General features: G+C 49.9%; 16 protein-coding genes. 7 read left to right on the top strand and 9 right to left on the bottom strand.

Annotated features, from left to right (window positions below; genetic code table 11):
* Positions 1-5: 5 nt before the first annotated feature.
* Positions 6-473, top strand: coding sequence for an NUDIX hydrolase (locus tag SE18_RS04375; protein ID WP_054533200.1), 468 nt, complete (start codon positions 6-8; stop codon positions 471-473).
* Here the strand turns inward: SE18_RS04375 and SE18_RS04370 are convergent.
* Positions 470-916: a hypothetical protein gene (locus tag SE18_RS04370; protein WP_054533199.1), complete on the bottom strand. Its 447-nt coding sequence runs from the start codon at positions 914-916 to the stop codon at positions 470-472. The two genes, SE18_RS04375 and SE18_RS04370, sit on opposite strands and share 4 nt — an antisense overlap.
* Positions 917-1,203: 287 nt before the next feature.
* On the opposite strand from SE18_RS04370, the gene SE18_RS04365 reads away from it, so the two are divergent.
* The 4 genes from SE18_RS04365 (at position 1,204) to SE18_RS04350 (ending at position 5,151) form a co-directional block, all read left to right on the top strand.
* On the top strand, positions 1,204-2,529 hold the full coding sequence (locus SE18_RS04365; protein ID WP_054533198.1) for an FAD-dependent oxidoreductase: 1,326 nt from the start codon (positions 1,204-1,206) through the stop codon (positions 2,527-2,529).
* Positions 2,530-2,714: 185 nt separating this feature from the next.
* Complete coding sequence (locus SE18_RS04360) at positions 2,715-4,427, top strand: formate--tetrahydrofolate ligase (RefSeq protein ID WP_054533197.1); 1,713 nt, start codon at positions 2,715-2,717, stop codon at positions 4,425-4,427.
* Between the two features lie 125 nt (positions 4,428-4,552).
* Positions 4,553-4,933 (top strand): hypothetical protein, encoded by a 381-nt coding sequence (locus SE18_RS04355; RefSeq protein WP_054533196.1) that lies wholly within the window; start codon positions 4,553-4,555, stop codon positions 4,931-4,933.
* Complete coding sequence (locus tag SE18_RS04350; RefSeq protein WP_054533195.1) at positions 4,930-5,151, top strand: helix-turn-helix transcriptional regulator; 222 nt, start codon at positions 4,930-4,932, stop codon at positions 5,149-5,151. Before SE18_RS04355 ends, SE18_RS04350 begins: the two co-directional genes overlap by 4 nt.
* 44 nt (positions 5,152-5,195) lie before the next feature.
* Here SE18_RS04350 and SE18_RS04345 read toward each other — a convergent pair whose 3' ends face one another.
* The gene (locus tag SE18_RS04345; protein WP_054533194.1) at positions 5,196-5,804 is read right to left on the bottom strand and encodes a TetR/AcrR family transcriptional regulator; all 609 of its coding nucleotides are present in this window, start codon (positions 5,802-5,804) and stop codon (positions 5,196-5,198) included.
* Between the two features lie 386 nt (positions 5,805-6,190).
* Between SE18_RS04345 and SE18_RS04340 the strand changes: the two genes are divergently transcribed.
* Positions 6,191-6,940, top strand: coding sequence for an SDR family NAD(P)-dependent oxidoreductase (locus tag SE18_RS04340; protein WP_054533193.1), 750 nt, complete (start codon positions 6,191-6,193; stop codon positions 6,938-6,940).
* Positions 6,941-6,985: 45 nt separating this feature from the next.
* Here SE18_RS04340 and SE18_RS04335 read toward each other — a convergent pair whose 3' ends face one another.
* From SE18_RS04335 to SE18_RS04310, 6 genes are all read right to left on the bottom strand, one after another.
* Positions 6,986-8,665: a CotH kinase family protein gene (locus SE18_RS04335; RefSeq protein WP_054533192.1), complete on the bottom strand. Its 1,680-nt coding sequence runs from the start codon at positions 8,663-8,665 to the stop codon at positions 6,986-6,988.
* 52 nt (positions 8,666-8,717) lie between these two features.
* Positions 8,718-9,356: a DUF4956 domain-containing protein gene (locus SE18_RS04330; RefSeq protein WP_054533191.1), complete on the bottom strand. Its 639-nt coding sequence runs from the start codon at positions 9,354-9,356 to the stop codon at positions 8,718-8,720.
* On the bottom strand, positions 9,353-10,195 hold the full coding sequence (locus tag SE18_RS04325) for a polyphosphate polymerase domain-containing protein (protein ID WP_054533190.1): 843 nt from the start codon (positions 10,193-10,195) through the stop codon (positions 9,353-9,355). Before SE18_RS04325 ends, SE18_RS04330 begins: the two co-directional genes overlap by 4 nt.
* A 207-nt stretch (positions 10,196-10,402) precedes the next feature.
* A complete protein-coding gene (locus SE18_RS04320) occupies positions 10,403-10,708 on the bottom strand; it encodes a hypothetical protein (protein WP_054533189.1) in 306 nt (101 codons plus the stop codon).
* A gap of 77 nt (positions 10,709-10,785) precedes the next feature.
* Positions 10,786-11,226, bottom strand: a complete 441-nt coding sequence (locus SE18_RS04315) for a PaaI family thioesterase (protein ID WP_083469713.1) — start codon at positions 11,224-11,226, stop codon at positions 10,786-10,788.
* A gap of 91 nt (positions 11,227-11,317) precedes the next feature.
* The gene (locus SE18_RS04310) at positions 11,318-12,580 is read right to left on the bottom strand and encodes an MFS transporter (protein ID WP_054533188.1); all 1,263 of its coding nucleotides are present in this window, start codon (positions 12,578-12,580) and stop codon (positions 11,318-11,320) included.
* 96 nt (positions 12,581-12,676) lie between these two features.
* Here SE18_RS04310 and SE18_RS27385 point away from each other — a divergent pair, with 96 nt between their 5' ends.
* Positions 12,677-12,820, top strand: a complete 144-nt coding sequence (locus SE18_RS27385) for a hypothetical protein (protein WP_160319469.1) — start codon at positions 12,677-12,679, stop codon at positions 12,818-12,820.
* 360 nt (positions 12,821-13,180) lie between these two features.
* Here SE18_RS27385 and ureG read toward each other — a convergent pair whose 3' ends face one another.
* Entirely contained in the window at positions 13,181-13,819 is a 639-nt protein-coding gene (ureG, locus tag SE18_RS04305) for an urease accessory protein UreG (RefSeq protein WP_407928467.1), read from the bottom strand.

Genomic DNA, 13,819 nt, shown 5'->3' with positions numbered 1-13,819 from the left:
CTTGGATGCAGCAAATTCCACGCCATATTGTGACGGTTGCAGGCGGTGTTTTTAATCAGGCTGGCGAAATTTTATTATTGCAAAGCCCACGCGGCGGATGGGAATTTCCCGGCGGCCAGGTCGAGGTTGGTGAGAGCTTGCCCAAAGCACTCGCGCGTGAGATTTTTGAAGAAACAGGAGTTTATGCCACAATTGAACGCTTGGTTGGCGTATCGTCGAATCTCGCATTGGGCAGCGTTAATCTTGATTTTCGCTGTTTGTACCAAGCTGGTCAATTAACCACCAGTGCTGAGAGTTTAGCGGTGGAATGGATTGAACCAAGCCAAGCATTTAACGTGGTTCAACGGCCAGCAATTCGTGCGCGTTTGCAAACGATGCTCAATCCATGCCCATCAGTCAGCTATCGCGCCTACAGTGTAGCTTCGCGCGAGCTTGGGGCAGCGTATGAGTTGCATACAGAGCACAATTTTTAGTTTTGGCCAATCCCTTTTTCCAACATTGTATAGAGTGCAGGCTCCAAGGTTGGCTGACCACTGAGGAGCAAAAAACGTTCGAGATCATTATGCTGATCGCTAAACACCCGTTCATAGTTATCGCCTATGATCCAAACAAATCCTTGTTGAACCCGAATTGTACGGGCGGGATTCATGGTGGTAACAACAAACCCTCGATTGCCTAAATTATCAAAGGCTTTTCTAGCCTCTACTGGTGTAAGTTGCTGAAGGATGGTGAAAAATTCACTCTGTTGGGTAGCTGACATTTGCCACGTTGGTGGAGGCATGCCCGCAGTCATATCAAGTTGCACGGTCACAGGATCATTCGTTGCCATGGATGCTGAACGTTCAGATTGTTGCGCACAGCCACTCCAAAAAGTGCTAAGGCTCATAAGCAGAACCAATTTAGTTAACCAACGCATGATTGTTATCCTGCTAGAACTTAGCTATGGAATAACGAAGCGTTCTAGCCATTCGCATCCCATCAATAAATTACATTGTATAGCAGTTTTAGGATAAATACTTGTCAACTCAGATCAAGGCATCCTTATGCAGCCAACTGATCTGGGTTATCCCTTTGCTTCAGCCAGGCATTTAACGATTACTCGCCACTGAGCGCGAGGTCTATCGCCTCATCACAGAAAGAAACTGTTAGTTTTTACGTCTTTCAGCAGCATTAGCAAATATCAAACGTTTTCAGGAGAGTGTTATGCAACGACAACAGGCGGTCGTGATTGGGGCCAGTATCGCGGGCTTAGTCGCGGCTCGCGCCTTAGCCAACCATTTTCAAAAGGTGATTATCGTTGAGCGCGATGACTTGGATCCAACAACCCAGCCCCGCAAAGGCGTACCCCAAGCGAACCATGTGCATATTTTATTAACTGGTGGCTTTAATGTACTTCAGCATTATTTTCCAAGCTTCACCAGCGATTTAAACGCCGCAGGCGTGCCACAGCTCAATTGGTCGCGCGATGTGCAATGGTTTCAAGCTGGCTCGTGGAAAACTCGCCAACCATGCAGCATCAGCTTTTATCCTCAAGCTCGGGCAACCCTCGAAAGCCGCATTCGCGAGTATGTGCGCCAACATCCTAAGATAGAGTTTCGCGGCCAAACGAAAGTCGAGCAATTGCTGTTCGATGCCAGCAAAACTAAGGTAACTGGCGTGTTGGTCAATCAAGCCGAGCAAAGCAGCGAAATTGCTGCCGACTTGGTGGTTGATACAACTGGCCGTGGTTCGCGTACTGGTCAATGGCTCGAAGCTGCTGGCTATCAAACGCCCACCAAAGAAGTGATGCTGATCGATTTGGTCTATGTAAGTCAGGTTTTCAAAAAAACTGCTACGCCACGCAATTGGCAATGCTTAGCATGTCACCCTTCGAAAAATTCGCCGCGCGGCGCGATTATTGCGCCAATCGACGACGAGCATTGGATTGTGACGCTGTTTGGCTATCTCGGCCAGCACCCAACCCCAACCAACGCTGATGTGTTGGAGTTTGTCAAAAATCTGCCAGTGCCCGATATTTATACCACCTTGGCCGAAGCTACAGCAGTCAGCGAGCCTGTGCGCTTTGGCTATCCGCAACAAGTTTTTCAACGTTATGACAAGCTTAAACGCTTTCCGCAAGGCTTTTTGGTGCTTGGCGATGCCTTATGTAGCGTTGACCCAGTCTTTGGTCAAGGCATGACTTTAGCATGCAAAGAGGCTCAGGCACTCGATCAGGTGCTGGCTTCGGCCCAAGGCCAACAAGCCGCAACTCTTGCCCAAGCTTTTTTCAAGCAGACCCAAAAAATTATCGAAGTTCCATGGCTCATCACTCAAGCTGAGGCCTTGCGCTTCAAAGGAATGCCAGGCTCACGTAGCCCAAAAATTCGCTTTTTGCAATGGTATACCGAGCATGTGTTTTGGCTCAGCGCGCAATCGACCGAAATTTACCAAGCCTTTTTAGATGTGATGCATCTGTTAGCAGGCCCAGAAGCCTTGCTCCGGCCCAAAGTGGTGCGCGGCGTGCTTGGGCGCATGTTTGGGCGAGCCTAAGTTGGGTTGCGATTTGTAAACCTCAATCACTAAAAATAACTATAATTTAGCCAGCAAAACACCGCTACAATAGCCATGATTGGGGCAAACCTGCCAAGCGGTGGCTTTGCTTAATCGCTAGCTATTGCATGCAATGGCAACCACACCAACGGCGGTGTGGACAATTGATAAAGGACAGAGCGTTCATGAAAAGTAGTTTACAAATCGCTGCCGAGGCCTCTCCCCGCCCGATCGCCCAAATTGCCGAAGCGCTGGCGATTGCTGAGCAATTTGTCGAACCCTATGGGCGGTATCGTGCCAAGATTAACCTCGATCTGCTTGATGCAAGCCACGATCGGCCTCGTGGCAAACAGATTTTAGTAACCGCTATGACGCCAACGCCGCTTGGCGAGGGCAAAACTGCTACCACCATCGGCCTGAGTATGGCGCTCAATCGTTTAGGCAAACGCGCCATCTGTACCTTGCGTCAAAGCTCGCTTGGTCCAGTCTTTGGCATCAAGGGCGGCGGCTCTGGGGGCGGCTATTCGCAGGTTATCCCCTTGGAAGATAGCTTGATGCACTTGACTGGCGATATTCACGCCGTGACCCAAGCCCACAACCAAATTGCCGCCATGACCGACAATAGTTGGTATCAGAAAAATCCACTTGGCATCGACCCTGAGCAAATTCAGATTCGGCGGGTGCTTGATGTTAACGATCGCTTTTTGCGCTCAATCACCATTGGCCAAGGTGGGGCGCAGCATGGCATTCCGCGCCAAACTGGGTTTGATATTACCGCAGCCAGCGAATTAATGGCAATTTTGGCCTTGGTGAGCGGCGAAACCCACGCCGCTGTGATGCGCGATTTACGCCAGCGCATCGGGCGCATGGTCGTGGCATTCGATCGCCAAGGCCAGCCAATTACCGCTGATGCTATTCGGGCAGCAGGTGCAGCCACGGTTATTATGCGCAACGCAATTCACCCAACCCTCATGCAAACGATCGAAAACACGCCAGTGTTGATGCATGGTGGGCCGTTTGCCAACATCGCCCACGGCAATGCCAGCGTGGTTGCCGACCAAGTTGGGCTGCGGATCGCCGATTACGTGGTGACTGAAGCGGGTTTTGCGATGGATATGGGCGGCGAGAAGTTTTTCGATATTAAGTGCCGCTCCTTTGATGCCAAACCCGCCGTGGTGGTATTGGTGGCCACGATTCGCGCGCTCAAAGCCCACAGCGGGCGCTGGAACATTAAGCCAGGTCGGCCATTGCCAGCCGATTTGTTGCAAGAAAATCCTGATGCGGTGTATGCTGGCGGGGCAAATCTCCAGAAACACATTCGCAACGCCCAATTATTCGGCTTGCCAGTTGTGGTTGCGCTCAATGCCTTTCCCGATGATCATCCTTCGGAAATCGACGCTGTACAGGAAATTGCCATGAGTGCAGGCGCTTTCGATGTGGCAGTAAGTACAGTATTTAGCCAAGGCGGAGCTGGTGGCGAAGCCTTAGCCGAAAAAGTGCTGGCAGCGATTGAGCAAGCAGGCCAAGCTAAGTTTTTATATGAACTTGAGCAGCCGTTAACCGCCAAAATTGCCAGCATCGCCACGACTATCTATGGCGCTGCCGAGGTCAGTTATAGCCCTGAGGCCAGCGAACAATTGGCCAAACTCGAAGCCAATGGCTTTGGCAATTTGCCAATTTGTATGGCCAAAACCCATCTGAGCATCAGCCATGATCCGGCGCTCAAAGGCGCCCCAAGCGATTATACCTTTCCAATTCGCGAGGTTCGCGCTAGCATTGGCGCTGGCTTTATTTACCCCATTGCTGGCGATATGATGACCATGCCTGGCCTCAGCACCCACCCTGCCGCCGAAAACATTGATATCGATGAGCACGGCCAAAGCATTGGTTTATTCTAAGCGCATGTCAATGTTCAATGTCTTTTTGTAAAGCAGACATTTCTTTTTGTAAAGCATGCTTGACTTAAATAAAAAACGGGTGTATACTCCCGCCAGTTCAATGATTTAGTCAAGGATGCTTTACAATGAAAGCCCAATCAACAGCAATTCGCCAATTGATCATCGCGTTCGTGTTGTTCCCAATCTTGTTGATGGCCGTGATTTTGGTGCTGCCTCAATTGCCAGAATCGCCATGGCGGGCGTTGCTCGCAATCGTGCCGTTGGTTCCGGTGGGGCTTGGCATTCAAGCAATGTATCGGGCAGTTAGCAGCATGGATGAATTTCAACGCCACGTTCAACTGCTGGCCTTTACGTTTGCCGTGGGAGCTACCATCTTTATTAGCTGCGCTTATGGCTTGCTGCAACTGTTGGTCAATCTACCACAATTGTCGTGGCTGTGGGTCTTGCCACTGTTGACAACCTGTTGGAGTTTTGGCTTAGCCTTCGCCAATCGGAGCTACCAATGAAAAATCGCTTACGTGTCTTGCGTGCCGAACACGATTGGTCACAAGCCGATTTGGCCCAAGCCTTGGGAGTCTCCCGCCAAACCATTAATGCGCTTGAAACCGGCAAATACGACCCGAGTTTACCACTCGCCTTCAAAATAGCCGATCTGTTTGAGCTAGCGATTGAGCAAATTTTCGAGCGGCCTAGCGCCGATAATCAATCAGCAAGCAACGATTAAACCCGCTACGGCATGCTCATTTTGAAGCATGCCGTAAACGGGTTTTAGGCTACCAACAATACTTTCAAGCCACGTAAAAACAGCTCAACCGAGCGTTCTAGCTCTGCATGGGTTGCCCCATTGACACTTTGAATCGATAAGCCATTGGAAAAGGCCATAATCGTGCGCGCCAGATCAACAGGATCAACATTCGCTGCAAGTTCGCCTGCTTGGGCTGATTGCTCCAAACGCTCGCGAATTAAGCTTTCTTGACCGAGGCGTTGGTCAACCACTGCCTGATAAATTGGCGCAGTTGTATCATTGCAGACGGGCACGCCGCGAATCAATAAGCAGCCAGCAGGCACGTTGGGGTTGGTAATTTGGCGAATATTAATCCGCAACAATTGCTCAAGCGCCACATAAATCTCAGCATGCTCCAATGCCATCGCAATCGAAGGCACACTCAGCTCGTGATAACGCGCCAAAACTTCGCGAAAAAGTTGCTCTTTATTGCCAAATGCTGCATATAAGCTGGGCCGATTAATCCCCATCGCTTCGGTTAAATCGCTCAACGAAGCGCCTTCATAGCCCAAACGCCAAAAGACATTTAATGCTTGAAATAAGGCCTGATCGCGATCAAAGGCGCGCGGTCGGCCAACTTTTTGTTCTGTCATTGCTTTCATCGTTGCTAACCAATCTAGGCTGGATTGACCATAATTGATCATACGCCAAACAGCTGGATAACACAAGCTAGAGGCGAAGGATGAGGGATGAAGGCAAAAGTCAGAAATCAGAAGTCAGAACGCGATAGCCTATAAGGCTATAGCCCTTCGTGTAATTCGTGGCGAAAATAAAGCTTCGGCCCCTTGGTGGCGAAAAATCAAATCTAAATAATCTGTGTGAATCTGTGGCAAAAAATCATCCTTCGTGCTCTTCGTATCCTTCGTGGATCAAATTCGGGCTTGACAAATTGATTGGCTTTTCATATAGTACCGATCAGTACAAAATATATGTACTAAAAGGTACTATATTATTTTTATTGAATCTTGGAAGGAAGCCCATGAGCAAGCCGTTAGCCGGAAAAGTTGCCTTGGTCACAGGTGGTTCACGCGGAATTGGCGCCGCCAGCGCGCTGGCGTTGGCCGAGCAAGGTGCAGACGTTGCAATTAGTTATGTCGCCTCGGCCAGCAAAGCAGCAGCAGTGGTCGAGCAATTACAAGCGCTTGGCGTTAAAGCCGCAGCCTTCCAGGCCGACCAAGCAGATAGCGACCAAGTGGCCAGTTTGGTCAATAATGTCGTGGCGCATTTTGGCAAGCTCGATATTTTGGTCAATAACGCTGGGGTCTTTCAGGGCGCAATCTTGAGCGACCCCAACACCGATGTTGAAGCGATTGAGCATATGTTTGCGGTCAATGTTAAAGGTGTTGCCACCGCCGTGCGCACTGCAACGCCCTTGTTGCAAGATGGCGGGCGGATTATTTCGATTGGCTCGGTGGCCGCTGATGGCTCGCCATTTGCTGGGCTAGCCGATTATTCAGCCTCGAAGGCGGCGGTTGCCAGCTATACCCGCGCATGGGCACGCGAGCTAGGCCAACGTGGGATCACAGTTAATAATGTGCAACCAGGCCCAATCGACACCGATATGGGTCCCGGCGATAGCCCAATGCTTGAAGTATTTACCCAAGCGATTGCGCTCAAACGTTTGGGTAAGGCCGAAGAAGTTGGCGCTACCGTAGCCTTCTTGGCCAGCCCAGCTGCTGGCTTTATCACGGGCGCGACCATCAACGTCGACGGCGGTTTAAGCGCCTAAACAACGAAGGCCTGTGAGTTTGCCATAAACTCACAGGCCTTGTTTTTATTGAGTTGCCAAAAAGCTTTTCAAATCGTTGCTGCGGGTGCGAATCCGCTCCATTAGGCTCGTAACGGCAGCGTTGTACTCATCAAGGCTGGTTTTTTTGATTGCGCTTGGGCTGATGGTGGCGGCTAAGGCTGTGTATTTTTGCACCAAGGCCTCAACATCAAATTGGCTGCTGGTTTCGCGTAGCGCCGCAATATAGGCCGCATAGTAGGTCGGGTCATCAAGCAAATAGCGAATCAAGGGCCAATCGCTGGTCACGCTGGCTTTATCGAAGCTGTTGTTTTGGCCGCCAAAGCCGCCGCCATTGGCGGGTCGATTAGGGTTATTGGGAATGGCTTGGTTGTTGCCGTTGGCTGGTTGATTAGGATTGTTCTGCATCCCAGCAGGCGCTTGATTGCGACCGCCACCCATGCTCGCCCCCAGCACAAAATTATGATCCCACGAAATCCACGTCAGTTTGCCTGTCGCAGGATTGTTATACAGATAATAATTGTGGGTCATTGCGCCATAGGTATCCCAATGCTCAAGCAAGGTGCTCACGCCAAGCCATTGCAAGAAGTTCGGCACATCGAACACGGCCTCTAATTTGGTCCGCCATGCCGCCGGATCGCTGGTGCGTTCGCTTGAGTGCAACACATCGTAGAGCGCTTCAACATCGGCCCAGCCTGTTGCATCGTTATTCTCCTTCTGAAAACTTTCATTAATCGCAGCTTTGGTGCCTTCGGCCAAACTGGCAGCGCTGCCATCGCCTTCGTAAATATTGCCGCTATCATCACCAAAAACGCGGGCAATGGCTGTGTCGTCGATCACTTCAACTGCGGTGTACAGACCCAAGCTTTCAACCCCGTTGCCATGATCAAGCAGCACTTCATAGGTCGCGGTTTCGGCGGCGGGCAAGCCCATTTGGGCAAAGAGATCGTAGGCAAGTGTCTCGCGCATCGCCGTCAGATCGCCTAAATTGTTTGCTAGCGCCAATTGTTTGAAGCCATAAAAGCGTTGGTTATCAATTGCAGGATAGGTTTTTTCAAATTGATCAAAATCGAGCTTGAAGGGCAAATTGGCTTGTTGGCTATTCCAAGCACTCATCAAGGAGGAATTGCCTTTGTAGCGCACGCCAACATTGGTCCATGTTTGGCCTTCAAAGCTTAGGGTTGCCGTCACCCACATCGGGTTTTCGGTCACCAAATCGCCCATATTTGGTATCCCGCCGGGCATACGTTGGGTGTCGGTGAAGGCGCCACTAGGGAAACCACCAGGCATACCCATCGTCTCGGTAAAGGCTCCATTGGGAGGCATTGGCAAGCCATTCGTATTAGTAAAAGCACCATTTGGGCGCATTGGCAAGCCATTGGTATCAGTAAACACGCCACCAGGAAAACCACCACCCAGCTGACGGCTGCCAGGCTCGCCAAAAAGCTCAGTCATATTCGCTTGCATGGCTTGCCACGAAGCAGAATCGATCGTTATGATTAGTTGATTAACTTTAGTTTGCGGAAAAACCACAGCATAATTTGGCTCGGCACTTTCGCCATGCGAGGCTTCATTCCAGCCAGCAGGCCGCGTTACACCATCAATAACAGTCGTTTCAGCAGGCGTAATGGTCGAAGTGCTCGAAGTTGCACATGCCACCAAGTTTAATCCAACAGCAACCAAACAGAGCCAGCGCCAATATTTCATCGTAACCTCATTCTTATGCAGATTAAAGAGCGAGCCAAGAGCCAAATTTCGCTTAGGGCAATTGATGTTGATCGCGCAACACACGGGGATTGGTTGGCTGGTGGTTGGCGCTCAAGCGTGGCGTTTCATCGTAGAAAATTTTCAAATCGGCCATATCGTGCAATAAATCGATGCGCCCAATTTCAACCCGCTTAACCAAAATGCCGGTGCGTTGGCGTAAATCGGCCAATAATTCTGCTGAGCGATCAGGCCCGATCAGCTCGATTTTGTCGTAGGCAACCCGCTTGTTGGCTTCAAATTGAAAGCCCCAACCTTTTTCAAGCACAAACAAAATCACTAGAATCACGGAGTTGGCGATGCCAATTTGCAGCAAACTGCCGCTATGCATCAGCGAATTCATCACGCCCAAGGCAATCAAAATAAACAAATAGGTCATCTCGCGAATCGGAATCTCATCGGTGCGATAGCGTAGCAACGAGAAAATCGCAAACAGGCCAAAGCCAACCCCAACGCCCACTTCCACGCTGGTCAAAAAGCCCAGCACAAAGTAGATGATCATATTAAAGCCAATAAAGGTAAAAACGAAATTTTTATCTTGGGTCACGGGGTAATACACGCCACGCACAATTAGCAGCGTTACGAATAAATTAAAGCCCGCTCCCAGCAAAAATTGAGTTAATTCGGTTGTCATCGAGCATTCTCCATCAAGCTATGCAAATAGCGTAAGGTTGGTTTGAAGCTGTTGCGTGGTAATTCTGGGTAGAGCAAGGCTGCGCCGCTGCAATATTTGCTCATGCCGATTGGGTGCACATGCTCGCCGCGAATGCCTTGGATAAAGGGCGAACTGCGGTTAATCCCAGCCTGTTTGACTTCGGCAATCACCACTCCCGTCAGTTCAATCGTCTGTAGATTAGCCTGAAACTGAATCCCAATATCCAAGGTTACTCGCTCGTGTGCAGCAATATTCACCAAGGTGATGCGGCTAAAATCGTTGGTCAGGGTTGGCTGTAATAAGCGCACATCGAACGGCACCCGTTGCTGCACGAAGGCTTTGCTGGCTGGATTAAGCGTTTCCAAGCCAGTTGACGTTGGCATTCGATGCTTGATCGTGCGATATTTATTAATTTTGTGCTTTACTTCGAGAAAATAATGCTGCGTGTCGAGATAGGTACGGCTGCGCACTTTGTAGCGATTGCGGCCCCCAGCATGATGTCGTCGATAGAGCGCAAAATCAGCGCTATCGAAATAGCGCGTATGATAGCGATGCATGTGCCGCCCAGCAATCTCCAACACCCGATAATCGGCCATTAAAGCTGGCAAAATTGCGGTCAATTGCTGAATTGAGCAGACATATTTGCTATCGGTGCGATTCAGCAAGGCCACCGAATCCATCTGTTGCAAACTAATTGGCCCAAAGGCAGCCAAGTGTTGGTCAATCAGCGGCTTTGGGGCTAGTTGTGCTGGTTCGCACGCGAGCGTTGGTTCAGTTGGCCAGATGAGGGTTGGTTGATAACGCAGTTGTTGCAGCATAAACTCTATTCCTTTGCACGCCGCAACGCCAAAAGCGATCGGCAATCTTTGTTAGCTTCTGGTTAAGAGTGTAGCGAGCAATTGTTATAAAACTGTTAGGATCTGAAGTGCTTGCTATGAGGATTCAGGCCGAGGTGAGTATCAAAAAGCCCCGCATCTCGCTGGAGATGCGGGGCGCTGATCAAAGCCAATCAAGCATGAGGATAATTATTCAGCGTTCCAGCCGAGGGCAATTAATTTTTCGCGGGCAACTTGGCGTTCTGCATCGGTAAATAATTCAGCATATTCGGGCTTGAGCATAATTGCCTCTGCCGAAGTACTGAGCAAACCGATCAAGCAAAGCTGTTGCAAACCACTGCTAATTTCGGGGTCTGCGACCAAGCGCTTGGCAGCAGGAATTGCCCCCAATTCTTCGAGCATACGTAAATAATAGGTAGCCTTATAGCCTTGTTTTGCTGCCAAACGATAGCCATCAAGCATTTCTTGGAGAAATTGGGCTTCAAGATTACTCATGTTAACGCTCCTCCAATATGTTTCTGGTACTAAACGTAAGCTTGATCACAATTAAGTTAATATCATTGATTAGTCAATTAATAGCCTTCAGCAATTTGCTCGGAAAGTGTGGCGCGCAATTCTGGCGAAACCCGCATATACAAGCCAGTTGCTTCGGCCACAATCGTGCCATCGGACAATTGGGCAAAGCCCTCGACCTCAAGCGCCCGCCCTCGATCACGCACAATGCTGCCAGTAAAAGTAATTTCTTGGTCAATCGGGGCTGGCTGACGATAGCGTACTTCAAAACGGCCAGTCATCGTCCAAGCATCGATCAAAAAGCCAACCCGGCCTAAAGTTTCATCAAGAATCGTCGCAATGATGCCGCCATGGACAAAGCCCGGCCAGCCTTGATGCAGCGAGGTGGAGCTAAAGCGCGTCACAACCCGATTTTCTTCCTCGAAGAAATCTAATTGCAAGCCACTAGGGTTATTTTTGCCACAGACAAAACATGCCTGCGAATCTAATTGGCGATTCATGAATGCTCCTTTTGCAAATATAGCCGATTATAGCGCAAAAAAACCACGCCTCGCAGTGAGCCGTGGTTGAGGTTTATCTGTCAGTCTACGCTTAGTTTAATTTGCGGACGGCAGGGTGGAAGCTAAACAAGGTCGTCATAACCAACATAATTGCGCCACAGGTAGCAAACAAGGCTGGAGCGCCAAAGTTGTCGGCGATGATCCCAGCTAGGCCATAGCCAATTGGCAACAACGCGACCGAGCCAAGCAAGTCGATGCTAGCAACCCGCCCGAGTTGTTCGCGATCAACCATTTCTTGCATAGTATGCGTCCAAATCAAGCCAAAGGTTGCAATCCCAACCCCACGAAAGACCAACACGCCAAGCAAGGCAGCTAAGGCGATAGTGCTGCCAAGCACGCCAACATTAAAGCCAATTACGCCAACAACCAAGGTTGCTAAGCTAGCCAAAAACAAGGCACCATAGCTCATCAAGCCACGGCGGCGCAAACGATTGCCTTTGCTCAGCCAAATCGAGGCCGAAACCGCGCCCAAGGCAATGCTTGCATGTGCCCAGCCAAGTCGTTCACTAGGCAATAGCAAAAATTTATTGATCAGAATTGGCAACGCAGTTTGGGCTGGGGCAGCCAACAGCATATTGGCCATCGACGAAAGAATAATCGTCATCCAGAGCCAAGGATTCATGCTGACCGTTCTCAGGCCTGCGCCAACATCTTTTAAAATGCCAGTCGAGCGTCGAGCTTTCGCGCGACTGGCATCGGTTGAGAGCAACGGTATTAAGCACAAGCCAGAAACCAAAAACGAGAAACTGTTGAATAAAAATGCGGTTGGTGCGCCGCCGATACCCACAATCAAGGAGGCAATCAATGGCCCCAAAATCAAGGTCATTTGGGCACTCAAAGCAGTCAGCGAGTTGGCGCCAGGCAACGATTCTGCTGGCACAACATCGGGCACTAAAGCGCTATATGCTGGCTGAAAAAACGAATCAAAGAAGCCAAACGAGATACTAGCCGCATAAATATGCCAAAGTTGTAAGGTATTCGTCAGGGCCAGAATCCCAACGCCACCAACAATTAAGGCCCGCAGCATATCGGAGCTAAACATCAGCCAACCACGCGAAAAGCGATCAACCGCAGCGCCACCGAGCAATGAAAAGATGATCATCGGCGCAAACGAACAGATTAACACTAAGCCCATCGCAGTAGCCGAGCCGGTTTTTTCCAAAACCCACAACGAGAGCGCAACTTGATACATCGTATCGCCCAAACGCGAAATCGTTTGCCCAGTCCAGAGCATTGCAAACAAGCGTTGTTGTAAGGGCCGAAATAAACCGTTCTCCGAGGTACTTGAGGTCATGCTTCCTCCTACAATTTCGCGCTACGCTGAGCAACCTCCCCACATTCGGCTTGCTCAGCTTAAATCGTGTGCAATCGTGTGCATGGGAGTTTCAGCGTGGAACCCTTAGCCCAACAATCTTGGAGTTATGAGTACGCTGCTGCGTTGCTGCTGAGCATTCGCGAGCATTCGTGGCAAGCATTGGCGCGGAAAGCAGTTATCGGCATGGATGGCTGGTCTCTCTGGCCTGCTAGACTGTAAATCAGAAGTTGGAATGTAGGCTATGATCGTGAGGCGAATTATACCAATTTTTAACTTTTTCTGCAAGATACTTTTTTATGCCTGCATGGTATAGTCAGGCAGCTTACTCTACCTGAGGTTTTTGTTTAGAAATTGCGCTTAATTACGATTAGCATTATATTAATATATCATCACACACACTAGCAGCTTTCAAGCAGTCTTTGGCTTCAAACAGTCGGTAATTGATTTCGTTTCAGCCCGAGGATCAAGCGCGTTAGGTTCATAAATCAACCAAGATCAAACATTTCGCGCCAGAATGGTTGGCAGGTAGCCCGATGAAGGCAGCAACAGCGCCATCAAGGCTGTTGCTGCCTGTAAATCCTAGTGATGATGGTGATGATCATGAATCTGAATTGGCTCAGGCCGTGGCGCTGCATAGACTTGATCAATCCAAGCGAGCACCTGATCTAAGCCAGTTTCAGCCTTGAGGTTGGTGAACACCAGCGGTAATTCACCACGCATCTGTTTGGCATCGTGCTCCATTACATCCAACGATGCGCCAACCAGCTCAGCCAGATCAATTTTGTTGATCACCAATAAATCGGAGCGCGTCACGCCCGGGCCACCTTTGCGCGGAACTTTATCACCGCCAGCCACATCGATGACATATATCCAATAATCGACCAACTCTGGGCTAAACGAGGCCGCCAGATTATCGCCGCCGCTCTCAACAAACACAATTTGCAAATCGGGCAGGGTTGCACATAAATCGGCAATCGCTTCGAGGTTCATCGAGGCATCATCGCGAATCGCCGAGTGTGGGCAGCCGCCAGTTTCCACCCCGCGCACCCGTTCTGCTGGCAACACACCTTGGCGCAGCAAAAATTCTGCATCTTCTTTGGTGTAAATATCGTTGGTTACCACGGCTACCGAGTAGCGCTTGGTGAGATGCACGCTCAAACAATGGGCTAAAGCTGTTTTGCCACTGCCCACTGGGCCGGCAATCCCAATTCGCAACAG

Origin of the sequence: Herpetosiphon geysericola (assembly GCF_001306135.1) — a bacterium.
Classification (GTDB): Bacteria; Chloroflexota; Chloroflexia; order Chloroflexales; family Herpetosiphonaceae; genus Herpetosiphon; species Herpetosiphon geysericola.
Note: the sequence above shows the minus strand (reverse complement) of the source record. Positions and strands in the feature narration are given on the sequence as shown.

What these genes read in the sequence shown, in the direction of transcription:
- SE18_RS04375 (WP_054533200.1), top strand. Translation starts at nt 6, where the DNA reads ATGCAGCAAATTCCACGCCATATTGTGACGGTTGCAGGCGGTGTTTTT.
- SE18_RS04370 (WP_054533199.1), bottom strand. Translation starts at nt 916, where the DNA reads ATGCGTTGGTTAACTAAATTGGTTCTGCTTATGAGCCTTAGCACTTTT.
- SE18_RS04365 (WP_054533198.1), top strand. Translation starts at nt 1,204, where the DNA reads ATGCAACGACAACAGGCGGTCGTGATTGGGGCCAGTATCGCGGGCTTA.
- SE18_RS04360 (WP_054533197.1), top strand. Translation starts at nt 2,715, where the DNA reads ATGAAAAGTAGTTTACAAATCGCTGCCGAGGCCTCTCCCCGCCCGATC.
- SE18_RS04355 (WP_054533196.1), top strand. Translation starts at nt 4,553, where the DNA reads ATGAAAGCCCAATCAACAGCAATTCGCCAATTGATCATCGCGTTCGTG.
- SE18_RS04350 (WP_054533195.1), top strand. Translation starts at nt 4,930, where the DNA reads ATGAAAAATCGCTTACGTGTCTTGCGTGCCGAACACGATTGGTCACAA.
- SE18_RS04345 (WP_054533194.1), bottom strand. Translation starts at nt 5,804, where the DNA reads ATGACAGAACAAAAAGTTGGCCGACCGCGCGCCTTTGATCGCGATCAG.
- SE18_RS04340 (WP_054533193.1), top strand. Translation starts at nt 6,191, where the DNA reads ATGAGCAAGCCGTTAGCCGGAAAAGTTGCCTTGGTCACAGGTGGTTCA.
- SE18_RS04335 (WP_054533192.1), bottom strand. Translation starts at nt 8,665, where the DNA reads ATGAAATATTGGCGCTGGCTCTGTTTGGTTGCTGTTGGATTAAACTTG.
- SE18_RS04330 (WP_054533191.1), bottom strand. Translation starts at nt 9,356, where the DNA reads ATGACAACCGAATTAACTCAATTTTTGCTGGGAGCGGGCTTTAATTTA.
- SE18_RS04325 (WP_054533190.1), bottom strand. Translation starts at nt 10,195, where the DNA reads ATGCTGCAACAACTGCGTTATCAACCAACCCTCATCTGGCCAACTGAA.
- SE18_RS04320 (WP_054533189.1), bottom strand. Translation starts at nt 10,708, where the DNA reads ATGAGTAATCTTGAAGCCCAATTTCTCCAAGAAATGCTTGATGGCTAT.
- SE18_RS04315 (WP_083469713.1), bottom strand. Translation starts at nt 11,226, where the DNA reads ATGAATCGCCAATTAGATTCGCAGGCATGTTTTGTCTGTGGCAAAAAT.
- SE18_RS04310 (WP_054533188.1), bottom strand. Translation starts at nt 12,580, where the DNA reads ATGACCTCAAGTACCTCGGAGAACGGTTTATTTCGGCCCTTACAACAA.